This window comes from Thermofilum sp. (assembly GCF_038871435.1).
GTDB classification, from domain to species: domain Archaea; phylum Thermoproteota; class Thermoprotei; order Thermofilales; family Thermofilaceae; genus Thermofilum; species Thermofilum adornatum.
In genome coordinates this window covers 61038-83662 of the sequence record NZ_JAVZIC010000002.1, presented here as the reverse complement: position 1 = coordinate 83662, position 22625 = coordinate 61038, and the positions used below count along the sequence as shown (strand labels likewise).

At 45.6% G+C, this 22625-nt stretch carries 31 protein-coding genes; 24 read left to right on the top strand and 7 right to left on the bottom strand.

The features are described from left to right. Positions 1-354 precede the first annotated feature (354 nt). The 5 genes from QXT17_RS02900 (at position 355) to QXT17_RS02880 (ending at position 4435) form a co-directional block, all read left to right on the top strand. Positions 355-1554 (top strand): hypothetical protein, encoded by a 1200-nt coding sequence (locus QXT17_RS02900; protein ID WP_342783755.1) that lies wholly within the window; start codon positions 355-357, stop codon positions 1552-1554. 6 nt (positions 1555-1560) lie between these two features. Continuing rightward, entirely contained in the window at positions 1561-1764 is a 204-nt protein-coding gene (locus QXT17_RS02895) for a hypothetical protein (protein WP_342783754.1), read from the top strand. After that, on the top strand, positions 1719-1973 hold the full coding sequence (locus QXT17_RS02890; protein WP_342783769.1) for a PaREP1 family protein: 255 nt from the start codon (positions 1719-1721) through the stop codon (positions 1971-1973). Before QXT17_RS02895 ends, QXT17_RS02890 begins: the two co-directional genes overlap by 46 nt. A 670-nt stretch (positions 1974-2643) precedes the next feature. Continuing rightward, positions 2644-3927 carry a hypothetical protein gene (locus tag QXT17_RS02885; RefSeq protein WP_342783753.1) on the top strand — a complete coding sequence of 428 codons (1284 nt, stop codon included), beginning with the start codon at positions 2644-2646 and terminating at the stop codon, positions 3925-3927. Continuing rightward, complete coding sequence (locus QXT17_RS02880) at positions 3905-4435, top strand: PaREP1 family protein (protein WP_342784291.1); 531 nt, start codon at positions 3905-3907, stop codon at positions 4433-4435. Before QXT17_RS02885 ends, QXT17_RS02880 begins: the two co-directional genes overlap by 23 nt. Here QXT17_RS02880 and QXT17_RS10040 read toward each other — a convergent pair. The 3 genes from QXT17_RS10040 to QXT17_RS02870 all read right to left on the bottom strand — a co-directional run bounded on the left by QXT17_RS10040 (position 4336) and on the right by QXT17_RS02870 (position 5710). Beyond that, positions 4336-4542, bottom strand: coding sequence for a hypothetical protein (locus tag QXT17_RS10040; RefSeq protein WP_405054551.1), 207 nt, complete (start codon positions 4540-4542; stop codon positions 4336-4338). The genes QXT17_RS02880 and QXT17_RS10040 overlap by 100 nt on opposite strands. 491 nt (positions 4543-5033) lie before the next feature. Then, a complete protein-coding gene (locus tag QXT17_RS02875) occupies positions 5034-5489 on the bottom strand; it encodes a PIN domain-containing protein (protein ID WP_342783751.1) in 456 nt (151 codons plus the stop codon). Then, the gene (locus QXT17_RS02870) at positions 5471-5710 is read right to left on the bottom strand and encodes an AbrB/MazE/SpoVT family DNA-binding domain-containing protein (RefSeq protein WP_342783750.1); all 240 of its coding nucleotides are present in this window, start codon (positions 5708-5710) and stop codon (positions 5471-5473) included. Before QXT17_RS02870 ends, QXT17_RS02875 begins: the two co-directional genes overlap by 19 nt. A gap of 337 nt (positions 5711-6047) precedes the next feature. Here QXT17_RS02870 and QXT17_RS02865 point away from each other — a divergent pair, with 337 nt between their 5' ends. Continuing rightward, positions 6048-6266 (top strand): type II toxin-antitoxin system HicB family antitoxin, encoded by a 219-nt coding sequence (locus QXT17_RS02865; RefSeq protein WP_342783749.1) that lies wholly within the window; start codon positions 6048-6050, stop codon positions 6264-6266. A gap of 25 nt (positions 6267-6291) precedes the next feature. On the opposite strand, the gene QXT17_RS02860 is transcribed toward QXT17_RS02865, so the two are convergent. Continuing rightward, on the bottom strand, positions 6292-6489 hold the full coding sequence (locus tag QXT17_RS02860) for a hypothetical protein (RefSeq protein WP_342783748.1): 198 nt from the start codon (positions 6487-6489) through the stop codon (positions 6292-6294). A gap of 64 nt (positions 6490-6553) precedes the next feature. After that, positions 6554-6784, bottom strand: a complete 231-nt coding sequence (locus tag QXT17_RS02855) for an AbrB/MazE/SpoVT family DNA-binding domain-containing protein (protein WP_342783747.1) — start codon at positions 6782-6784, stop codon at positions 6554-6556. Between the two features lie 116 nt (positions 6785-6900). Here QXT17_RS02855 and QXT17_RS02850 point away from each other — a divergent pair, with 116 nt between their 5' ends. Then, positions 6901-7203 (top strand): hypothetical protein, encoded by a 303-nt coding sequence (locus QXT17_RS02850; protein ID WP_342784292.1) that lies wholly within the window; start codon positions 6901-6903, stop codon positions 7201-7203. On the opposite strand, the gene QXT17_RS02845 is transcribed toward QXT17_RS02850, so the two are convergent. After that, complete coding sequence (locus QXT17_RS02845; protein ID WP_342784293.1) at positions 7171-7659, bottom strand: PaREP1 family protein; 489 nt, start codon at positions 7657-7659, stop codon at positions 7171-7173. The genes QXT17_RS02850 and QXT17_RS02845 overlap by 33 nt on opposite strands. 201 nt (positions 7660-7860) lie before the next feature. Between QXT17_RS02845 and QXT17_RS02840 the strand changes: the two genes are divergently transcribed. The 4 genes from QXT17_RS02840 to QXT17_RS02825 all read left to right on the top strand — a co-directional run bounded on the left by QXT17_RS02840 (position 7861) and on the right by QXT17_RS02825 (position 10461). Beyond that, entirely contained in the window at positions 7861-8097 is a 237-nt protein-coding gene (locus tag QXT17_RS02840; RefSeq protein ID WP_020963267.1) for a DUF5678 domain-containing protein, read from the top strand. A gap of 113 nt (positions 8098-8210) precedes the next feature. Then, positions 8211-8477, top strand: coding sequence for a hypothetical protein (locus QXT17_RS02835; RefSeq protein ID WP_020963268.1), 267 nt, complete (start codon positions 8211-8213; stop codon positions 8475-8477). A gap of 136 nt (positions 8478-8613) precedes the next feature. After that, entirely contained in the window at positions 8614-9849 is a 1236-nt protein-coding gene (locus QXT17_RS02830; protein ID WP_020963269.1) for an ATP-binding protein, read from the top strand. A 123-nt stretch (positions 9850-9972) separates the two neighbouring features. Then, positions 9973-10461: a PaREP1 family protein gene (locus QXT17_RS02825; protein WP_148682159.1), complete on the top strand. Its 489-nt coding sequence runs from the start codon at positions 9973-9975 to the stop codon at positions 10459-10461. A gap of 118 nt (positions 10462-10579) precedes the next feature. Here QXT17_RS02825 and QXT17_RS02820 read toward each other — a convergent pair whose 3' ends face one another. Next, positions 10580-10819 (bottom strand): AbrB/MazE/SpoVT family DNA-binding domain-containing protein, encoded by a 240-nt coding sequence (locus tag QXT17_RS02820; protein WP_020963271.1) that lies wholly within the window; start codon positions 10817-10819, stop codon positions 10580-10582. Positions 10820-11178: 359 nt separating this feature from the next. Here QXT17_RS02820 and QXT17_RS02815 point away from each other — a divergent pair, with 359 nt between their 5' ends. The 13 genes from QXT17_RS02815 to QXT17_RS02750 all read left to right on the top strand — a co-directional run bounded on the left by QXT17_RS02815 (position 11179) and on the right by QXT17_RS02750 (position 22606). Next, the gene (locus tag QXT17_RS02815; protein WP_020963272.1) at positions 11179-11607 is read left to right on the top strand and encodes a PaREP1 family protein; all 429 of its coding nucleotides are present in this window, start codon (positions 11179-11181) and stop codon (positions 11605-11607) included. Between the two features lie 79 nt (positions 11608-11686). Next, complete coding sequence (locus QXT17_RS10035) at positions 11687-12337, top strand: PaREP1 family protein (protein WP_405054593.1); 651 nt, start codon at positions 11687-11689, stop codon at positions 12335-12337. 54 nt (positions 12338-12391) lie between these two features. After that, a complete protein-coding gene (locus QXT17_RS02800) occupies positions 12392-12676 on the top strand; it encodes a DUF4258 domain-containing protein (RefSeq protein WP_020963275.1) in 285 nt (94 codons plus the stop codon). Beyond that, complete coding sequence (locus tag QXT17_RS02795) at positions 12673-12915, top strand: DUF2283 domain-containing protein (protein ID WP_020963276.1); 243 nt, start codon at positions 12673-12675, stop codon at positions 12913-12915. Before QXT17_RS02800 ends, QXT17_RS02795 begins: the two co-directional genes overlap by 4 nt. Positions 12916-13211: 296 nt before the next feature. Continuing rightward, positions 13212-13511, top strand: coding sequence for a hypothetical protein (locus tag QXT17_RS02790; protein ID WP_342783312.1), 300 nt, complete (start codon positions 13212-13214; stop codon positions 13509-13511). Between the two features lies 1 nt (position 13512). Continuing rightward, the gene (locus QXT17_RS02785) at positions 13513-14013 is read left to right on the top strand and encodes a hypothetical protein (RefSeq protein WP_052886706.1); all 501 of its coding nucleotides are present in this window, start codon (positions 13513-13515) and stop codon (positions 14011-14013) included. Next, on the top strand, positions 13964-14524 hold the full coding sequence (locus QXT17_RS02780) for a hypothetical protein (RefSeq protein WP_020963279.1): 561 nt from the start codon (positions 13964-13966) through the stop codon (positions 14522-14524). The genes QXT17_RS02785 and QXT17_RS02780 overlap by 50 nt, the downstream gene beginning before the upstream one ends. Before the next feature lie 143 nt (positions 14525-14667). Next, a complete protein-coding gene (locus QXT17_RS02775) occupies positions 14668-15483 on the top strand; it encodes a type VII toxin-antitoxin system MntA family adenylyltransferase antitoxin (protein ID WP_020963280.1) in 816 nt (271 codons plus the stop codon). A 174-nt stretch (positions 15484-15657) separates the two neighbouring features. Next, complete coding sequence (locus QXT17_RS02770; protein WP_020963281.1) at positions 15658-16890, top strand: glycosyltransferase family 2 protein; 1233 nt, start codon at positions 15658-15660, stop codon at positions 16888-16890. Between the two features lie 41 nt (positions 16891-16931). Beyond that, entirely contained in the window at positions 16932-18890 is a 1959-nt protein-coding gene (locus QXT17_RS02765; RefSeq protein WP_020963282.1) for a DUF3131 domain-containing protein, read from the top strand. Positions 18891-18908: 18 nt separating this feature from the next. Further along, positions 18909-20366, top strand: a complete 1458-nt coding sequence (locus tag QXT17_RS02760; RefSeq protein WP_148682161.1) for a hypothetical protein — start codon at positions 18909-18911, stop codon at positions 20364-20366. A 119-nt stretch (positions 20367-20485) separates the two neighbouring features. Beyond that, complete coding sequence (locus tag QXT17_RS02755) at positions 20486-21520, top strand: glycosyltransferase family 2 protein (RefSeq protein ID WP_342783311.1); 1035 nt, start codon at positions 20486-20488, stop codon at positions 21518-21520. Positions 21521-21661: 141 nt separating this feature from the next. Beyond that, entirely contained in the window at positions 21662-22606 is a 945-nt protein-coding gene (locus QXT17_RS02750; protein ID WP_342783745.1) for a glycosyltransferase, read from the top strand. The last annotated feature ends 19 nt before the right edge of the window (positions 22607-22625 follow it).

Here is a 22625-nt window from a genome sequence, read left to right as displayed (position 1 = left end):
TATTTTTGTGTGTTTTTCTTGTTATTGTTTTATTGCGAATAAGAGCAACGAGAAGGCTTTAAGGCGATTGAGACTTTGGTTCTGCTCTTCGATTTTTTTGCGCGCGGCTTTTGTGTTACTAAGCTGGTGGAATGGGGGCTTGTAGATTGTGGGACTTTTCTAGCTAAGCGTTCTATGGCTTTATGTAGACTCGATGTGCTTTATCGCGTACGAGCGGCGTGGTAATGGCCTAGAGTTTTTCGAGGCAATGCATGTTATGTAAGAGACCTTGATGGGGTAAAAATTTATCATTTCAAGGCGAAAACGAGTCGAATATTTATAAATACCTTTTTTCCTTTTTCCTGGGTTAAAGAAATGAGTGTAAGGGTCAAAAAGGTAGAGACGTGGAAAGGTAGATATCGAGACAGCACTCGTAGTAGAGCCTGCGCTGAATATCAGAGCATAGAAAGATCATTGATAGAGCTAGAAGAGCTCTACATTGTGCTAAGAGAGATGAACGAGAAGTATCCTGAGGCAGGAGAGATTCTGGAACCATTACGCGAGGCTGTAGGGGCTACAATATACATCTTAATTCATCAAATGGATAACCACACTCGAGAGACATATAAGGAACTTATAAAAGAGGGGGATAACAAGCGAGCACCAAGGATCGTAAGAAATAATTCTACACAAGATCCGTTAGGTCTAGCAATAGCTGTATTAATGGTAGCCCTTTCTCTCTCCAATGTAGGAGTGGAAGAGCATGTACGGGAACTGATAGTGCTGGGAATCGCCCTAGGGCGGGTGATGCTAAAGAAGACATATCAAGAAGTATTGAATAAAATGAGTAATGATGAGGCAAAAAAGAGGGGTCAGCTTGACCAGTTGAAAAAGAATATAACTGAATTGGTAAATAGGATTGCTGAGTTAGAGAAACAGAGAGAAGAGTTGCTGAACCGGCTCCAGGAAGTCCAGGAAATAGTAGAAGAGCTTAAAGAAATGCGGGAGCAACTTTTGAAGTTACGGAGTCAAAATACTTCGAGAAACACTAATTATGTGAGGTTAGAGACCGAGAATACGAAGATGCAATTAAACTGCATAAGCCACTATTCGATAAGTATGCAAGGGGGTTACTATAGTCCCATGAACACTTTTGAAAAAGTATCGCGCAATAGTGAATCATTGGTGCCAGGTGGTAATCTGAATAATGGCAACAATTCTTTAAATTCTTTAAAACAGACTGTAGGCTCCAAAGTTGGGGTTCTGCCTAAAGGCAGACTCACTGTAGAAGTAGTTAGGGAAGATAACGGGGAACGAGTTCAAGGTGTTGAGGTAGAGATTAATGGTAAGGTTTCGAGGACGGATCAGCGGGGCGTAGTCGTGAAAGAGGTGGACTATGGTAGCAAGGTTAGAGTGATTGTGAGGGATACAAGGGTTGGGGATGTGGTCTATGTTGTTGAGAGGTGGAAGGTTGAGGGAGGAAGGGCGGTTTGCGAAGGGAATGCTTGTACCCTTGAAGTTTCCGGAAATGTTGAGCTGAGAGCTTATGTGAAGATTGTTAGGGTTGCTGGATGAGTTGCAATGCATTGTGTGTGGTGTCTCTACGTCTGCGAGGCGACCGCTAGGAGGTTTGAGCTGGTTAGTCGTTTGCTTGTCGAGGCTGAGGAGTATCTGGCTAGGGGGATGCTGTCCAGTCTTCTGAGAAGGTTTACAAGGTTGCTGAGGAGTGCGTTAAAGCGCTGTCTGAGCGATTGGGTCTCCCCGAGGCGAAGGAAGCCGAGGTGAAGGGGAGGTGGACGGTTGCTCTGCTTGAGAGAGCTGTGAGGAGGCTGGCCGACGAGTTGGGCGTGGATGTTCAGCTTGGCTGGGATGCGGCGAGCCACCTGCATGTGTGGGGTTTTCACGAAGCGAAGCTGGAAGTGGAGGATGTGAAGGCGAGGATTCCCCTGATAAAGCGGCTGGTAGAGTTGGCTGAGAAAACTTGTGCAGAATGATAGTGCGCGGCTTTTATATTATCTCTAGCGCGCTAGCCACGCTATCCTCGTGTTGCTCTTACTGTTAAACTCTTGTAAGGGTTCTGATTTTAGGTTGGTGCGTCTCTTGGCACGATGAATGCGTGTGTGTACAGGACGTTTCCCAACTCTGTTTGCCCCTCGGTGCTCAGCTTGTGCCGAGTACCCGGCGTCTGGGGGACATAGGACGAGAAGTTGAGTTGCCTAGGGACGCCGCCCTTTAGGGGGCTGAGGCCTTAGCGCATGCTTCCAATAACTACAGCTACTAGAGCCCTAAAACAATCTAAAAAGCCTGCTACAGCATCTGCACTAAACAAAAAGCCAAGAGGCTAGACGAGTACAGCACAAGCTATTGAAGTGTACGTCTCGACCTAATAGCTACTCGACAAAAAGCTACGATTTCGAGGTGCATGCAGTGATCGTCAATTACAACTCGAAGCCCTTCCTAGCAATTGAAAGAATGTTGCTCAAGGGGCTCGCCGATCTAGAGCGCTACAGCGCACCGGCTTTTGGGTGCTGTTTGATGTGTATGGGTCTTGGTTTGGGGTAGACTTTTTCTATTGGGGTTAAGGGTCTCGTTTCTATAGTGATAGTGTTATATTTTGTTAGATGTAGCGATAGTTTTATAAACCAATATACGTGTAAGTAAATTATGTCCAAGACGATAAACAACGGTAAGGATGTAGATACTCTTGTAAAGGGTCTTGAGAGTTTAAGGTCCTTTGCTCTTGGTCAAGTGTTCGTGAGTTCTTTTATAGTTATGATATCTTTTATGATGATGATTTCTTCTTCTAGGGATCTGGTAATCGGAGTTTTTGTCTTGGGCTTTGTTCTTGGGATTATCCTGTATCGTTTAAAATTTTTTAAAAATCTTCTAGAAACAATTGATTATTTTAAAAAATATTCGGAGAGCGCTGGCAAAAATTCGGAGAAGATGTTTAAGCTTTCTTATAATTTTCTTACATGGATAAAGGATTCTAAGACCTTTTTGGTGGGACTTTTCTTTGTTAGTTGCTTTATTACCTTGGCACTAATTTTACTTAGAGCTTTTGGCATGGTAGTTATCTTTCTTTCTGCAGTGTTGACATTAATATTATTTATTGCAGTGTTGGCATTAATATTATTTATTTTGGCTGCTTATCACGCGGGGATCCTTACTTTCTTTCAGGGTCTTAGCCGTATTTTTGACGCCCCTGTTTTTCAGCTTGCAGTTGCGTTGATAGCTGTCCCGTTTTGTACTAACTTGGTTCCTGGGCTTATTGAATTACTTGCATGGATAATTAGTGAGTTAAGTTCAGTGGAGCTTTCTATCTCTCCGTTTTCGGTGTGGGGTTCGATAGCAGGGTTCTTTGGTGCTAATCTCGTTGCGTGGTGGATTGTGGGCTTAGAGGCTGGATTTCTGATAAAGGAGCGGGAAGAAGGTGGGGAAGGCTCTAGATTAATTGTGGAGTCGTGTGGGGCTGTGGGTGCTACTTCTAGTCCTGCTGGTGTTGGGAGGTTGAAGCTTTCTGATGGGGCTGTTTTAAACCTTAAGATCATGGTGGTTGAGGTGAGGGAGAGTGGGTTTTCACCTTTTGGTGGTGTGAACTTTGACGTTAAGGCTGTTGGTGGGATAGCTGTTGAGAGCGTTCCTGAGGATGTTAAGAAGCTTGTTGCAGATAAGCCTCTGTTTCCACCAGAACCTCCGAAAGAGGGTTGGGAGTTGCTAGACATCCTTGAGCAACGACCTGCAGAAGCTGTAGAAATTGTTAAGAGTTCCAAGGGGGAGTTCGAAGTTAAGGTAGTCGCAGAAGCTGTTATGGTTGCTCGGAACACCTTGTATAAGTCAATTCATGGAGAACCTGTCTATTGGGTTTCATGGGTATACAAGGTGTCCTGGAAACCACGCCATAAGGTAGGCTGGGGTGAGGTTCGTGCACCTACAAAATCCTTATGAGGAGACTGTGGTACTCACAGGCACTGATTCGACACTATTAGCTACTCCACCGAATAGTACTTATGGCTTTACTTTAGTTCCAGGGTACGAAACGTTAGTCATCTCCCTATTAACACAGCAACATTCCAGTATTGAGAGCGTTAAGCACCGCGAGTATTCTTATGAGACGATAAAACTCGATGGAGCAGCTACAGTCTTTTTGAAACCTCTCTATGAGTTTCCAGAGCTATTTGCTTTGGTAGGGAAGCTCGTTGAAGGCAAGCCTCTGGACGAGACTGATGAGGCTAATTTGAGGGAGTTGGCTGGGGCTACGGGCTGGAGTGTTGATGATGTTGTCGATGATTTGAGGAATGGGTGGGTGGATCCTTTGGGTAGGGTTGATAGGTATAGGGAGATGTTTGAGAGGTACTATAGGGAAGCCTTGGAGCTGGTTGATAGAGATGCTCGGCAGGCGGCTGAAAAGCTTTGGGGCGCCGCGCGCTTTATACGCCTCGGCCCGCCTAGGTAGCGGTCGGCTATGGTTTCGAGTATTTCTAATGCCTCTTTGGGTCTGAGGGGCTGGAGGATTATTGTTCCTTTTTCTATTCTTACTATGAGGCGGTCTCCAGGCTTGATACCTAGTTTTTTCTCAGTTCTTCTGTATCTCGACTTTGAAGTCGCTTGTCACGACAACTTCTTCCACAATTTGCAATACCTTGTTAACTTAATTAAGTTTTCTCGTAGAAGTTCTAAGCTACGTGCAATATTCTCGTAAAAATTCGAGTGCGCGCTATAAAATAGACTGGTTTAATTCGTTTTGGTATAGATCTGTTTAGGGAGCATTATTGTCTCAACAAAATTATAGAATTCAGTTCCACTACGCGCGTTACGCCAGAGTTTCTACAAGGGCTGGCTGAGTGGGGACATTGTCAGGATGTCAGCGGAGAACGCGAAGCAGTTGCTGGCGAACCCAAGAAGCTGGCAGGGTTGTAGCATTTTTCTTGGGAAATGTATGTGTATACGTTGAACCTATGGCAGGGTTACTTGAATAGTCTTCCATGTGGTTTGCTATATGAAAATTTAAGGAGCTGTAGATGTTGGAGAATATGTGCCAAGGCTCTGTGTAATCACCAAATGATCTTTATTCCTTTCTTCTTGGCAACATGTGACAAATCTTTGTCTCCCGTTACAATAGGCGCGGCAAGTTCTAGTGCCAGCCGTATTATTGTCGAATCTACTATGCTTAAAGACCTGTTTTTTAGTTCAAGGCTATCTCTAAGCATTTTATCGCCTTCAATTTTTATTTTGGCTGATTCAATGTAGTCGTCTAGTGTCAGCTCCACTGTTCTGAAGTATCTTGTGACGAAAGTTTTGAGCTCTTCTAGGCTTTTTAGGCTTGGGATCTTCCCTCTTAGCCAGTGGACGGATAACTCGTAGGCAACTGTTGAAGGGATGTAACCTACAACTTCTCCTCTCCTGATTTGAAGTAAGACTTTTTCAGCGTTTACCCCAAGCTCTCCATAAGCCATTGCCAGAATTGCGTAGGTATCCACTATGACTGTTTTTACCTTCTCTTCTTCCAAAACTCTTCCTCCTCTTTATCGAGTTCTCTCTCTGCCTCCTCGGCACTGCCCTGACAACATTTCCACACCTTCTGCCAGAGGTCGAGAGGCTCAAGGAGGATTTTGCCGTTTTCGACCCTTAGTTCTAGCAGGGTCCCCTCCTCGATGTTGAGTGCCTCCCTGATTATCTTCGGTATAACTATGATCCCCTTTTTATGTACCTTAATTACCTCCCTCTGCATATCTACCTCATAATATTATCTGTTCATCAAACTTTTAAGTTTAACTGCAAGTTAGAAAATTTTTTTGTTAGAATGCGAATGAAGATTATATAGAGGATAAACTTATGAATTCGAGTGGAGGACGTTGAGTTCTTTCCAAGAAGAGTGTAGTCCAAGAAGGCCATCTTGTCGGGGCTCTTTTCTTTGTTGGTTCTTATGTTTTCCTTTTTTATTAGTGTGCATTTGGTAGACAAGGGATTTGAACAGTCTTCATATTTTCCCATGGCTTATTATCTTGGTTTATGAGCACTCTTAGACAAGCATAAAACAATTAAGTAATTGCATGTGGAATTTTTTCGTGGCTAGAGAGATGAAGTTTGTAATTATCTTGAGGAGGGAGGAGGAGGGCGGGTATTCTGCTCAGTGTTTGGAGTTGCCTGGATGTATTGGTGAGGGTGAGACTAGGGAGGAGGCACTTGAAAACATAAAGGAGGCTATCAGGGGCTATCTTGAGGCTTTTCCCGAGGAGGCAGAGAAACTAAAAGAAGAGAAGGAGCTGGTCGAGATTGTTGTCTAGTAGACTCCCTTTGTGTATGGGCTTGCTATAGAGAGCTTGGCAAGATACCCTGCTTCTTCAGGTTCTCTATGATCTCATCCAGAGGAACCCTTTGTTCATCTTTCCGCTCAGCAATGACAGCTAGGTCATGTAAATCCTCAATTAGCTTCTCATGCTCTTCAATCGACAGGAAGACAGCTTTTCTCTCCCCTTTCTCGTCGTCAACATAGCGTTTGTCTGACATTGAATAAATGTAATAGGCTATTTTATTGTTAAATTTTACCTAGCCGAGCCATTGCGATCTAGTATCAGCGCCAAGCTTCCCTTGCTCTCTCCAGCTCCCTTATGAGCTCCTCGTAGGCTTCTCGGCCTACCAGCTGACCGGGTTCTGGGAGATCGATTTTCTCAAGAATTACTTTGCCGTCTTCTTCCCAGACAGCCAGGATGTCGCCCGCTTTTATTCCTAGGGCTTTGCGGATTGGCAGGGGGATGGTCACTTGGCCTTTACGTGTGACCTTCACGTGGGTCTTGGGTCTCATCTGAGGGAGTAGCTCTTAGTGCTACTTTTTTAACTTTTTGTCATCTTGGTATGGATCTTGGTCTGCGACGTTTCTGGGTTCTTCACAAAAGCGCTTAGGGAGCCCGCCCTGCCGCGTTGTCGGAGGAACTTGTGCTTCCCGTGATTGGGAAGAGGCTGTTTTTTGACCGCGGGTGTTCTGCGGAGCTTAATGAATATGTGGGGGTTGTGGAAGTTATAGATAGGCAGTTTCATACCCATGTGCTTGTTTATGACGTGCTAGATGTTGTGTTGATGGGTTTGACGGCCCTCGAGATCCTGAGTTTCGAAGTGGATCCGGTTATGGGGAAGCTTATGGAAGGAAAGTTATACTTGCTCAGGGGCTGGTTAGCTGGGGACCCGCTATTGTTATTGTGGGGCTTCTTGTTCCTGTGTGAGTAGTGTTCTCAGTTTTCCTATGAGTTTGAGGGTTTGCTGTCTGTGTGCTTCGAAGTTGAGTGGGGATAGGAAGTTGCGGTAGTAGTTTGCGTGGAGGCGTTCTGTGTTTGCGAAGAGTGGCCCGAGGGGCTCTTTTAGGTGTTCGGAGAGCTTTTCAACAATATCTGTGTAGTCATAATGGCTGTAATGCGGCCATTTTCTCTTCTCGGCGATGGCGTTGAAGAGGGCTGCTGTGGCTTCCCAGTATTTTTCTCCTGACTGTGGGAGGTAGCCCTTCTTGTAGAGGTCCTCGGCTTCAGCGAGATACTTTTCGAAGAGCTCTAGATATTTTCTGGTTCCAGTTTTCGGAGATGTTGTATTGTTCTCCTTGCTCGCCATGTTTTTCTTAGCGTTATCTCCAGCTTCTCTAGGATGAGTAAAACTCTCTTGTTCTTTAATCGTTCTACCATTGACAGCCATTTTTACGCTCTACAAATTTTGATGTTTCCTCTAATAAAAACCTTTGAGTTATATTTTGGCAATAGGAATATTGCTCTGCTTGTTGAAATCAATGAATGCATGCATGTGTTAGCGTCGCGCGCCGCCTGTAAGTAAGACACTAGGTACGGCTAGTAAGACTTTTTAAAAGGCTGAGAAGTTTTTAAATAAGGGGAGTAAAATTTGTCTGAAATACTGGTATTGTTTGATGAGTATGATAAGAACTGGTCATGGTTTATGGAGCACTATGAAGAGCTTGCCGAAAGGTTTGATGGAGAATTTGTTGCCATATACCAGCAAAGGGTTGTAGACCATGAGAAGGATATTGGCTCTCTGATGAAGAGGATTAGGAAGAAGTACCCTTTAGGCCAAGTCCTTGTGGAGTTTGTTAGTAAAGAGAAATTAGCCTTTATAATCTGAGGGTTGTCTGTAGTAGTGTTGCATGATGAACACATAGGCTCACATGGTGCGAGTTTCGGATTTTAAAAGAGTTTACCGAGATATTTATTTGCTTTCTCCAAGTAATTATGCGTGTGCGGAGGAAGATTAGTGTGTATGTTGATGTGGAGCTTTGGGAGAGGTTTAAGAAGTACGCTGAGGAGAGAGATGCGGGGGCTAGTAGGCTTTTGGAGGAGCTGATACGGGAGGAGCTCGGGGACTATGTTGACGAGGCTCTTGGCGCGCTGGCCGGCTCAGATAGCTACGAGCTAGGCTTTGATCCTGTGGAGCCTAAGGGTCCAGTGAGCCTGTTTGTTAGGGAGACGAGGGATGAGAGAGAGCGTGGCCTGCTTGGACAATAAGACAGTGTATTTGGGTTCGGGTCTATGTAGCTGTGACGGCGTTATGTGATTTAAGCCTGTTTTTGTTAATCTTTATCTTAGGGCTGTTGACTGTGATTCCACAAGTTTTATAAGGGCTTGTGGATTTATATTCCACATGGGTTTCCTTAGAGAGATAACTGAGGAGTACCTGGGGGCGCTTAGGTATGTGAAGGAGGTTCCGAGGGACGTGGAGCTTCCCGTTGGTAGGGATATTGTTGCGCTTGTTGGGCCGAGGAGGGCTGGAAAGACGTTTTTGATGTTGAGGCATGCTAAGGACTTGCTGGACTCTGGGAAGCAGGCCCTCTACGTTTCGTTTGACGAGTTTCAGTTTCGAGGGATTGATGCTAGGAAGCTTGCCGAGATGGCTAGAGAGGAGTATCCTAGTGGCGAGGTCTACTTGTTTCTTGACGAGGTTCAGGAGTGGGAGGGCTGGGACAGCAAGCTTCGCTGGCTACATGACGTGAAGGATTTCTTTTTGTATGTTACTGGGTCTTCGTCTGTTCTTCAGTCTTCTGAGATTCCGAGCAGGCTTAGGGGGCGTTATGTTTCTGTTCTTCTTCTCCCTTTTTCGTTTCGGGAGGTTTCTCGACAGGAGAAAGTTGACGTTGTAACTTTTAGGGAGAGGGGTGCTATTAGGGCACTGCTCAACGATTACATGACGTGGGGAGGCTTTCCTGAGGTTTGGATTTATAGGAGTAGGGAGAAGCTTGTCTCCCTGCTGGAGACGATGTTCTATAGGGATGTGATGGAGAGGCATAGGGTAAGGGATACCGCTGTTTTCTTGGAGGTTGCACGTCTCGTTATCTCTAGCTATTCGTGTCCTGTGACGTGGCACTCGATTCGCAGGGCTTTGAAGTCTTCCGGGGTCAATATTGATGTGAAGACTGTTATGAGCTATGTGGAGTACATGAGGCAGGCCTACCTGGTTTTTCTCGTCAAGAGGTTCACGTATTCTGATAGGGAGGCCTTGGCGGCGCCTAAAAAGATATACCTCGTGGATCCGGGCATAGCCACGCTCCTAGAGAAGCCAATGGACAAGGGTAGGAGGGCTGAGAACCTTGTCTTCCTGGAGCTCGTGAGGAGGGGATACGAGCCGTACTACTATGTAACGAGGAGCGGCAAGGAGGTTGACTTCGTAACGAAAAAGGAAAAAATGATTGTCGAGGTTGCTCTAGAGGACTGGGAGAAACATGTCGGAAAGGTTGCTGAAGCCGCGAGGGAGCTGGGGGTCAACGAGGCCACGATAATTACATGGGATGCAGAGGGAGAAGAAAAGGTTGGGAACCGCAGGGTAACAATAGTTCCTCTATGGAAGTGGTTGCTCCAAGAAACAACAAAAAACAAACCATAGTTCACAGAACGGTTCTCATTATAGCGCGCGGTTTTGTACGTGTTTGACACACTAGCATGTAAGTACTGTGAAACTCTTGGATAATACTAGGTCGACAAGCTTTATAACGAAAGGGTGGTGGTATTGGAGCTGGAGCTTGTTTTGTCCAGGGAGATTAAGAAAAAGCTTGGGGAAGTGTCTGTGAAGATGGAGATCAGTATTGAGGGGCTCGCCTTGGATGCATTCAAGGGAATGAATGAAGGGATGGATCCTGCCGAGAGGGCAGAACTATATTTAAGGCTCTCTGAGAAGTATCTCAAGGACGGAGAGGAGCTGTTAGCTAAGGGGGACTGTGTTCAGGCTTCTGAGAAGCTTTGGGGCTCGGCGGCGCTTATGGTTAAGGCTCTTGCGGCTAGTAGGAGTGTCTCGGTCTCTTCTCATGGCGAGCTATTTAGCTATGTTAGGAGGCTGGGCGAAGAGCTGGGGAGCCCCGAGCTCAGGAGGCTCTTCTCTGTGGCTAGCACGTTGCACCAGAATTTCTATGAGAATTGGCTGAGTGGGGACGTTGTAAGAGAGTACGCGGAGGACGTGAAGCAGTTAGTTTGGGAGCTCAAGAAGCTGGTAAGATTCTAGCGCTGTTTATTCCCGCTGGAAGATATTCTTCGAGCAGTCCTTCCCACATGACTTTAAGATAGACTTTACCCAGTCCCGAAGCGTTTTTTTGATTGCTATGTATTCATTGAGAATGACTTTACTCTCTCTTGGCCCAAAACTTTTCCTCTTCTCTATCCAGTTCTTCCTCTGCTTCTTCGGCACTGCCCTGACAGCACTTCCATACTCTTCCCCAGAGGTCAAATGGCTCCAGCAGGATTTTGCCGTTTTCGACCCTTAGTTCTAGGAGGGTTCCTTCATCGATGCTAAGCATTTCTCTTATTCTCTTCGGTATAACAATGATACCCCTTTTATGTACCTTGATTATTGCCTTTTCCATATTACATCAACTCGTTGCTGGGGCTGACTTATAGCTTTAACCCTAAGTTGGATATGCGAGTTACTGGAATGGGTTCAAGCGCTGTTTTTAGATCAGAATTAAGTGGCTCAGTTGGGGACGAAAAGTAGGACTCCTTCGGGTTTCCCTTCTCTTTACAAAGTTGATTCTAGTGGTCCCTTTTTTTGGGTTTTTCCTAGGTTAAGTTTTTCGTCAGGAGGTAGTCGTGGTACCTAGGGATTTATTTGTTTGAAGCTTTATAAGTTAGAGTGATATTTCTATAACTGTGGAAAATGTAGTTTCGTTGGAGCTGTTTTTGCCTAAACGTATTGCTGAAAGGCTGAAAAAGGGAGTCCGAGAGGGTGGGAGCGTCAGAGGAGGAGCTTTTAGTTGAGGTTTTGTCGGAGAGGTTTGGTGAGCATATCGACCCAGCATCAGAAGTCGAGATGCATTTGAGGTTGTCAGAAAAGGAGCTCATGGAGGCGGAGGAGCTTCTGAGGAAAGGAGACTATTTACAGGCGTCCGAAAAGGCATGGGGAGCCGCGGCCCAAATGGTTAAAGCCGTGGCGGCAAGGGAGGGGAGAACGATCAGGAGCCACGGTGAACTGCAACGGGAGGTTGCGAGGATCGTCAAGGAGACGGGAGACGAGGAGCTGAGAAGGCTTTGGCAGTCCGCCGGGATGCTTCACCAGAACTTCTACGAGAACTGGCTTCCACAAGAAATGGTTGAAGGGAACATTAGGGACGTAAAAAGGTTTATCGAGAAGCTGAGACAGCTTTTGAATTATTAGCGCGCGCTCGCGCTAACTTGATGCTTAACACTTATATTGGGCTCAGCAGGAACATATACTATGGGTTTTTTTCATTGATTTGCCTAGGAGGCTTGAAGAAAGGATAAGGAAGGAGTCTGAGAAGAGGGGTGTGTCAGAGGATGAGCTTGTTGTGAAGCTCTTGTCAGAGGCTCTTGGGGAGAGTCTTGATCCCGATACAAGTTGTGAGTTGCATTTGAAGCTCTCTGAGAAATATTTGAGGGAGGCAGAGGAATTCCTGGCTAGGGGTGACTATATGCAGGCATCTGAGAGGGCTTGGGGTGCAGCAGCTCAGATTGTTAAGGCGCTAGCCGCTAAGGAAGGGAGAGAGCTTAGGAGTCATGGGGAGTTGCATCGGTATGTCTCGAAGCTTAGCAGTGAGATGGATGATAGGGAGATATCGAGGCTCTGGCTTAGCGCGCGCGCGGCTATTATTGTCCCAGTATTGCGGCGCTATGGTGTGAGGAGAGCGGCTGTTTTTGGGTCTTTTGCTCGTGGGGAGGCTAGGGAGGATAGCGACTTGGATATTATTGTTGAATTTGAGGAGGGTAGGAGCTTGCTGGACTTGGCTGGCTTAAAGGTTGAGCTAGAGGATGTTCTCGGCAGGAGAGTGGACATTGTTACGTATGGTTCCCTGCACCCACTTCTTAGGGAAAGAGTTCTTAAGGAGGAAAAGAGGATACTATGGGGAAAGACCCGAAAACAACCTTAGGGACATACTTGAGAAAATTTGAATTAGAGAAAATACCTAGGGGATCATATTGGCATGATTAAGAAAAAGCTTGTCTTCACTAAACACGCAAGGGAAGCTATCGTTAAAAGGGAGCTTGATGCAGAGTCAATACTTAATGCTATTCTAGCTCCAGATGAACTCTTCTGGGATAGGCGTTCAGGTTGCATGGTGGCTATTAAGAAAGACGACCTAGCACTTATTGTTGTTTATGAGGTGACAAATGAAAAATTCAGAGTGGTTACAGCATTTAAATCATCCAAGTTAGTTAAACTTATTAGGAGCAAGCTTAGCAAAGGATTCTGGGTAAAGATTCAATGAGGGTGAGGTACGACAAAAGACACGATATACTTTATATCGATGTCGCCCCGGGCAAGAAGGCACGCGAGACACAGCCATTGAACGATGATATCTTTGTGGATCTCGATGAGGAGGGGAACATTGTGGGTATAGAGATTTGGAACGCCTCCGAGAACATTGTAGAGGCGCTTGCGGAGCCACTGATAGAGAAGGTGAAGAAATCGCTTGAAAAATCTGTCATGGCAGGAAAAGGTTCATAGTAATATGTGGGGAATTTTTGGTGTAAGTTTCCCGTTGATAGTTCCGTCGTGAAATTCAGTCTTTTTCGAAATTGAAGGGTACGTAGAGGCCGGTGTATCTATTCTTAGTATAAGAGAAAGAATTAAGGTAAAAAGAGTGATATTTGAACGATAACATAAAAATTGGTTTACAAATTCTTTATTAAAATAAAACAATTTTTGCCAGAATAGGATTGAAAGAACGTTGAGTAAATATTTAAATATATTTACTCGTTTATGTTAAACCAAATAGAAAAATAAATTAAGCTGTGATAGTGATGCAGAGAACCAAAAACTCGGCATCCCTGCTTTTAAAGCTTCTTGAAACAGACACGGTGAGGTTAGAAGCCGCTGAGAAAAAAATTAGAAAAAACTCTATTGATTTTCATCAAGGTTTTTGGAAAGACTTTCTACAGGAGCTTAGCGCGCGCTATAGATGTAAACATAATATTAGGCTCTTATATATAAAGGAAAAATATCCAAGCCCCCGCTTATTTCTGCCTTTTCTTTATAAGCTGAAAAGAGGTCTAAGGGAGGCTGGTACTGCTTTATATACTTGTTATTTCTATTTAATATAGGATGAGTGTCAGGCAGAAATCGAGGAGAATATCGCGTAGTCGTTCAGAAAGTGGGGAGAAGTTGTCTTCGGGCTTGGGTAGTTGGAGGGAGGGCCTCGAAGAGCTCATAAAGTTGCTGGAGGACACGTGTAGCAGTATGGGTAGCCTTAATGCTGACAAGCTCTTGGAAATCCTGGGTCTCGTGGGTAGGTTGGAGAGAATGCTTGAAACGGGGTCTCAGCAGGCTTTGGGGTCTGGCGGCCCTGCTAAAGGAAGCTTGGAGAGTGACGGCTTGCTTTTGATCAGGGAATACGTCAAGGAGGCTGTCTATAGGTTTTCGGCTGGCGACGACGCTGGGAGTGTTCTGGCCGAGGCTCTGAGTGTCGCAAATGCTTTGCGGGATCTAGGCGCGCTTGCTGAGAGGGGGGTAGAAATTATACGTCCCAAGGATCTGGTGGTTGTAGGGTATATCGATGGGAAGCCGGTCTACTCGTTTAGGCAGGGAAATAGTCCTAATAGATAAGGAGCCCGAGAAGGTTTTCATCGAGAAAACGGGCGATAGGGAGATACACTATTTTTACTGGAGACTTGACCTATACAAGCCCTTCGACTATGAGCCTGTCACCTTGCTTGACGGCTTTCTGTGTTCCCGTTACCATTGGAAAGGGCTTGTCCTCTGGACCGAGCCAGTTGTTAGGGACAAACCTTTGATGACTTTTGCCTTGGGGGTTCACACGCCACTTGTATACTCGAGGAAGTGGCAAGTCTTTGTGGTTTATTGCCTTCCAGAGCTTACTCTTAGTGAGAGTTTCTGGCTTGGCTTTTACTTGACTATATTTAACGCATTACTTAAGGGTATGATAAAGCTCCCAAGCGATAAGGCTTTCCACGGCTACATGGATAAGGCTGTGGAGGGCAAGGTTCCAGAGGAATACAGGTTCAGGCTTAAGGAGTGGACCTTTCTCATCATTGTGGGGTCTCTACCAGAGAAACTGCCAAGTGCTGTGTCGGACAGGCTAAGGGAGTGCGGATAGGCTCTTCTAACGCTGTTTTGTCTAGCTTAAACAGCCTTGTTTGCTGGATGAGATTGGAGTTGGGTATTGTTTTCTTATGTTGACAAATTGAGGATATGTTGCTTTGGGCAAATTTTATTTCTTGTATTCGCAAAGAGCTATGTGTGGAGATTAGGAGCTTGGTGTCGCAGGCCTGGGAGAGCCTTAACAAGGTGAAAGAGCTAGTTGGTTCTGGAGTTTCCAGTGATCTGGAGGTGGCCGCTTTAAGATGGTATCTTTATTCTCTGCATCAGAATGTTCTTGACGCTTTAGCTTCTCTGATTTCTGAGGCTGGGCTGAGGAAGCCGGGTTCCTACGCGGAGCTGGCGAAGCCTTTGGCTGAAAAGGGCTTAGTATCTGAATGGTTTGCTTGTGAGGTGGCGAGGATGGCAAGGACTGGGAATCTGCTTGCGCATGCCTATCGGAGGGTTCCCAGGGAGGAACTCGTAGAGATTGGAAACCGGGTCTTTGGGACAGCTCCAGCGCTGCTGGAGACAATAATCAAGCTAGCTGAGAGGCTTGGGGTTGATCCGCCTCATGAGAATGCGTCGAGTGATATGATAGCAGTTTTTAAGCAGTATCCGGGGATAATTGCTGTTCTGCTTTTTGGCAGTAGGGCTCGGGGCGACTATAGGCCTGACAGCGACTATGATATTGCTGTCCTAGCGGAAAAACCGCTGGAACTGAGAGAGCTGGAAGAAATGGCCCTAGAGATGGCTGACTTGCTAGGAGTTCCAGCCGACAGGGTTGACATTGTTGACCTGCAGGTTGCCCCTAACGAGTTGCTCTACAAGGTTATTAGGGACTATGTTCCTATATATGTTTCTGACAATGAAAGGTTTAAGAGGTGGGTCTCTGAAAACTATATAAGGGTTCTCGACGAGGAAGAATCTCTTAAGGAAACCTATTACATTCGCTTAAAGAAGAAGCTCAGGCAATGAATCTCTTAGTCTTAAAAGTAACAGTGCTGGGTGTATGTAAGGGAAAATATTTTGCGAAAAGTAAATATTTGTTTACGTAGGTTTATTCGCGTAATTTAGGGCGAGGCGTGTAGGGATGCAGGGATGCAGTGACACGTCAGACATGTTCAATGTTTTTTCTCTGGTGGTAACACTATGCTCGACACCGCTTGCCTGCTAGGGATTGCCAGGTTACTGTATGTGCTATTGTCTTCTCTGAGCACCTTTACACTCTTCCTTATACTTCTATGGACTGTTTACCATACTCCTATTGTCCTTGCCGCGGTGTTTTCTAGGAGGGACAAAGACGACCCGCCCGGAGACAATTATTTGCCTAGGGTCAGCGTGATTATACCCGTCAAGAACGATGTGAGTATTGCTGAGCGTTCTCTAAGGTCCGTGGCTGTTCAAGATTATCCACGCGACAAGATCGAGGTTGTCGTCGTAGATGGCTCCAGCGATGACGTCTCTGAAAAAATAAAAGCCAGCATTCAAGGCTTCCCTTTGGACGTCAAATACATAAGGGAGGATACGCCAAACGGGAAGCCCTCAGCGCTCAACCGTGGATTAAGGCATGTTTCAGGAGAGCTGGTGGCTGTGCTGGACGCAGACAACGTGCTTGAACCAGACGCCTTTAGGAACGCTGTAAAGTACTTCTCTGACCCAACAGTAGGGGCAGTACAGGGGGTCATCGACCCCTTGAATGAGAAAGAGTCTATCTGGACGAGGATAGCTTCAAAGGAAGAGAAGCTCTGGAACAGGGTTCTTCTCCTCGGCAGGGCCCGGCTTGGCCTCTTTACGCCGCTTAGCGGAAGCTGTTATTTTGTCTCGCGCAGGGCTCTTCAAGAGATTGGCGGTTTTCCTAATACCCTAGCGGAAGACCTTGACCTGTCCCTGAGCCTATTGAAAAAGGGCTACAGGGTTGTATACGCCGAGGATGTGAGGGGCAAGTGGGAGACGCCTAAAACGCTTGGGGCGCTTGTCGTGCAGCGTAGGAGGTGGTATAGGGGCTACCTTGAGTCGTTTTTTAGGAACTGGAGGATAATTGGGCCAGATAGGAGGCGCTTGGACGCAGAAGTAGTTATGGCTGGACCACTTCTTCTCGTTCTAAGCTTTTTAACAATCATGTGGTGGCTTCTCATAACGACGCTCGGCCTCCCGAAACTTAACGGTGATATATCAGCGTATATTGTTACCTCTTTGAATTTCTTCACTGTTCTCACAGTGGGATCGGCCTTGTCGTTTGGCGAGAAGCCTCGCCGCTTGACAAACATCGCATGGATACCCATTGTGTATGCGTATTGGTTGACAATGATGAGTGTTGCTCTTTGGGCTTTTCTCGGGGTATTGTTCAGGAGGCCTGCCAAGTGGGAGAGGACTCCCAAGTAAAGTTATAAATGTTATAGTTTTTGGAAAATGTGGCTTGGTGTATGGCACGCGGCCCTACTGAGAAGATGATTGCGGCAATGCTGGTCTTGTTGCTAGTTGTTTACACACAGACGTCGACTGTGACGCATCATGTAGCCGTGGAAGTTAAGGCTGAGCCACTGGTGGACTGGCTTGAGCTTGCTAGGTCTGCTTGGAACTACTTTCAGCCCGGGGTTGGTCTTAGCAGTCTAGGCTTAAATTATGCCTCTATATCGTGGCACTATTTGACTGACTGGGATCTTGGATGCTATATTTCTGCGATTGTTGATGCCGAGGCTCTCGGCTTAGTGGATAAAGAAGGAACAATGGGTAGTGATGCTAGAATAAGGAAAGTGCTGAATTTCCTTGCTACTCGCCCCCTACACCCAAGCGGGGTCCCCTACGGTGTTTATGATGCAGACACGGGTGAGCCAGGGACAACTAGCCCATCGAACCCCAGCGACGCGGGACGTCTTCTTATAGCTCTTTACCGGCTGAAGCAACACAGACCGGAGTTTTCAAACTATATCGACTATGTCGTGGAGAGGAATGGTATGTTAAAGTTTGCTGGTGGGGTTCCTAATAACGGTTTTTACTCTTATTACTATGCTTACGGCTACTACTTGTGGGGTGCGAGAACCAGGCAAGTCAACGATGCTCTGAACGTGCTTTCAACACTTAGGTCTAAACAGGTGGTTGACGCTTACGGGGTAAAGCTTCCCTTTGTAGAGATAACGATGGAGCCAATACTCTACTCGATCTTTGAGCTAAGCTTGCCTGAGGATTTCTTTTACTGGGCGAACCTGACACTCCAGGCACAATTTAACAGGTACAAGGCAACGGGGAAGCTGACAGCGTTTACTGAAGGAAACCTTGCAGTACCACCCTACTACATATACGAGTGGATAGTCGACATTTACACTGGGAAAACCTTTACTTTATGGAGTCCTTCTATGGGGCACACCAGCTTGACTCCTGTTGTATTTACCAAGGCGGCCATAGGCATGCATGCAATATGGGAAAATGAGTATACGTCACTACTTTTAAACTATGTCATGAAAGCAAAGACACCAAATGGCTTCTATGAGGGTGTTGACGAGAACGGTAACATAATCTACATTATGACTGATAAAACGAATAGCCTAATTATTAACGCCGCCAGGTACGCACTACAAAAGGCTAAGCCGCCTTCACTCGTTGTACAGGAGACCTTAGAGACTTTTCCAGGCGAATCTGTGACTCTACCTGTCCTTGTTAACCATTCGCTCTCGCTACCCGTGCATCTAAACGTCTCGTCTGGGATAGAAGGTCTCACATTATCCTTACAAAACTCTTCTGGGAAAACCCCTCTAAAAACAAATCTTACAATTACAGTTTACAACATGATTAGGCCAGGCTCTTATCAAGTAATCATCCTTGCCACTTCCCCACTTGCCAAGCCCGTAAACAGGACTTTGACTGTTATCGTGAAACCTCCAGGATATACATTGAAGATAAAAGCTCTCAATGCCTGTGGAGAGCCCGCGTCGAACGTAACCATAGTTCTAGGAGACTTCAAGGGACTCACGGCCCGAGACGGGACACTGACATTTCGACATCTCAACGGCACCTATATGTTGTATGCGTTTCTAGGGAGAGTACAGGTGGCCGACCCAACAACTATAACAATCTCCTCAGACACGGAGCTCACACTTAAGCTCAAACTATACAAGGTTCTCATAGATGCCAAGACTACCAAGGGGACACCCGCTGAGGGCATCATTCTTAGGGCTTTTGTTGACGACCAATTCTTGTCCTATGCAAAAACCAATAGTAGCGGGCTAGCGGTTCTCAAAAACATTCCGCCAGGAAACATAACAGTAAAGGCTTACTCGAGTGACGGGAAAATAGAACTAGGTAGCTGGAGCATAACTGTGCGGGGAGACGTTGACGTGGTCGACCCAGAGATAGTTGTTCCCGAGATAGGAAAAATAGAGGCATAATGCCATGTGGTGACAATTATGCGTCTCGGTGAAGATAAGGCAAGGGTGCTCGCGTTTTTCGTTCCCATGTTTGTGAGAGCGATTCCAGAAGTATTGTCCTGGCCTTATCCAATTGGGTTCGATACCATTGTCTATGCTGGCTACGCGGTTAGAGGAACATTTGTCAGGATGCCTGTTCTACAAGTGTTTAAGACAACAAGCTTGCTCTATATCATCTACACGTTGCTATATAAGGCTCTGGAAGACCCCCTTCTCCCTGCAAAGTTATTGGGACCATTGCTAACTGGCCTCGTGGGTTTTACTATTTATTTGTATGGTAGGGCCGCCGGCTATAAGCCGGGAACATCTCTTCTCGCCTCCCTGCTTGCCACCACATATTTTGTTGGGCTCAGGATTTCCTGGGAGATGTATAGGCAGATGCTCGGAACGATCTTCCTCTTCCTGATATTTTACCTCGAGACAAGGCCCCAGACGAAGACGAACAGGCTTGGCCAGGCGGTCTTGTCGTTCCTCACGGCGTGGAGCCACGAATTCATAACTGTGATACTTCTATCACACAAGGCTATACAGTCGTTGGGAAAAAGGCACCCATACAAAATTATAGAGGAAGCCCTAACAGCCGTGCCGGCAGGCCTGCTTTTCCTGTACCAAATATACAGCCCCTCCACGGGCGCACTGCAGGTCCCAGTTTTGCAGGTAGCTTCGCCAACCCCTCTTCACCTCTTTCTATACATAACTGGCTTTGTCTTGTACCTCTATCTTCCGCTCGCACCCCTAATAGTCTTCGGGATAGGTGAGTTGGGCAAGCCACAGCTCAGGGACTTTGCCATTGTCTGCCTCCTGTTGACCTACTTGCCCCTCCTTAGCATAGGAATCCTCGACATTCTGTGGTTTAGGTGGACTATCCTCCTCGTCTACCCAGTAGCATTTTTGGCGGCTGGGGGCTTCGAGAGGCTCGTGAAGGGTGAGGCTCCCTTGAGCCGTGAGACTGCTAGGAGGCTAGCAGTTGCAACCCTCGTGCTGAATGTCGTGTTTACGGCTACTTACCTTGTCCTGCCTCCCGAGGGACAGTTTAACAAGTATTTTGGAGACTGGAACATGTATAAACAGTTCATGCAGACATCCATGCTCCAGTCTTGTATCCCCCTGAGAGACATACCCCCAACCATTGAGGCCATTAAATGGGTAGACTCTCTCCCCGGGAATAAGACCCTCGTGCTCCACGAGGCCTTCCATAACTGGGCCCAAATATATGCAAAAAACACGAGGCTCGTCAGGATTAACGAGCAGAAGCTTTCTTCTCCAATAAGGCAGAACATCTCGCAACTACTAGTAGCCTTGGCAGAAAAACAAAACACCACTGTCTATACCATATGGTGGACAAATACAACGTGGTATAATATGTCCTCGCCACCTCCACAGTACAAGCTTATAAAAACATTCCATGACATTGCAGTATACGTCTACCAGCCTTAAGGTACTGCAAAGCCCTCGCTTTATTGGAGATAATTTCTCAATGTTTTGTTTCTATCTTTAATAAAAATAAATCAACCAAGCTTAAATATTTAGGATCGTTCCAGTAATTCAGGGAATGTATGGGGTATCCGCGGGTATCCTTAATATGGGTGAACTATAATTCTGGAAGGTTTTTAGAGATTGCAAAGGAGTCTCTTCTGGCACTTACAGAGCTAGATTATCCGAGCTACGAGGTTATAGTGGTTGATAATGGTTCCAACGATGCGAGCCGTGAGTACGTACGTGAGATTGCCGAGAAGTATAGGTTCAAATTCATAGGTTTAGCGCGAAACCTGGGGTTTACTGGTGGGAACAATGTAGGCTTCAGGGCTCGGGATAAAGAAGCTAAATATGTTGTTCTGATAAATAACGATGCGATAGTTTACAAGGATAGTTTACGGGAGTTGGTAGAGTTTATCGAAAACGAGAGAGCTGTGGGAGCTGCTCAGGGAATAATTTTAAGCTCAGACAACACGGTAGATTCAGCCGGCGTAATTATGGATGAGGTTTTGGCTTCCCATCCACTTTACAGGTACAAATCTCCTGGAATGATTAATAGGCCGCTTGCTGTAACGTATACAAGTGGAGCTTATTCTATTTATAGGGTAAGTTCTCTTCTCGATGTATGGCATGGTATGGAAAAGATTTTCTTTGACTTTGGCTTTGGGTACTTTGATGACAATGTGCTTGGTTTACAAATGTGGAATCATGGATGGAATTGCAGAGTTTACCCAGTAAAAGTGGGCATCCATAAAGCAAGCCTATCTTTCGGCAGGGCAAGCTCCCTAAGAGCATACCTATCTCTGAGAAACACCTTGTTGTTGAACGAGATCACCAATAGTCGATACAAGTCAGTTATTCCAATTTTTGCGTTCCGAGACGCTTTTCCCAGAGCTTTTAGGTCGAAGGACAAATTCTATGAAGTTATAGCTTATGCAATAAAAGACTATAAACGTTTTAAGCCCTTTTTAGTTGGTTATAGGCTTGACATCTACAAGGCCCCTATTATGAAAATAGAGCCCTGGAACTTGATAAAGTTTCTTGGACTAAGGCGTAGGGTTACACATAAGATAGATGAGGAATTATCTCTATTCTTCAAAGACACCAAAAAATAGTATAAACTTGGTTGTATGAAGTTTGTTTTAATTTGATGTTGGATTGTTCCCCTTGGGCAATGTTTCCAGCAAAACTACTGTGAATATTTTCCAGCTAAACTCTTTTAAACAGGCAGATGTCGGTATGTAGGTGGGAGCGTTATGATTGCAATGTTTAATGATTGTGCCTATGTTGGTGAGACGCTTGTTAAGTACTTTCCGAGGGAGCTACCTGTTATACATATAAAAAGGAGTAGAGGTCTATGGAGTAAAACATTTGGTATAGCTTTAAAGATCCTGAGAACGAAGGCCGAGTTATATCATGTTCATTATCTTCTGCAGGACTGTTATATAGCAGGCAAGCTTGGGAAGAAGCCGCTTGTTGGGCATGCACATGGAAGTGACTTAAGGAGAACTTTGTTTCATCCTGTGTGGGGCAGAATTGTAAGGTATAACCTAAAAGTTTCTGATAGGGTGCTTGTGAGTACTCCTGATATCCTTGGGATAGCTAGGAAGTTTAGAGAAGACGCTGAATATCTGCCTAACCCTGTAGATACGAAAATTTTTTACCCTAAACCTCTCATTGGACGTGAGAAGAAAAAGGTTCTTATAGCCTCTGACTCCAACTGGAGCGTAAAGGGAACTGATATAGCAATTAGAGCTTTAAGCAGAATAAAGGATAAAGTCGAGGTGAGTATCATTAGATATGGTAGGGACTTTGAAAATACTGTTCTACTTGCACAAAAGTTGGGTTTAAAGTTAAATGTTCTTCCAAAGGTTTCCCATGAGAAACTGGTTGAGTATTTCTGGGAACATGATGTTGTTATTGATAGGTTTAAGCTTGGCTCTCTTGGGATGGTTTCTTTGGAGGCTATCGCTGCTGGCAGACCGGTTTTATGCTATGTTTCTTCTGAATTTGAGGAATATAGGGATTTCCCATTGAAAGACGTTCGGGACGAAGAAGAGATTATTGATGCAGTCATGAACGCAGATGAGGATTTATGGAGGAAGCAATATGCTTATTTAATGAAGCATCATGAGCCCAATACGGTAGCAAAAAGGGTATTGGAAATTTACAGGTCTCTAGGCGTCGAAATATCTGTTTAGCTTTGCAAAATATGTGAGG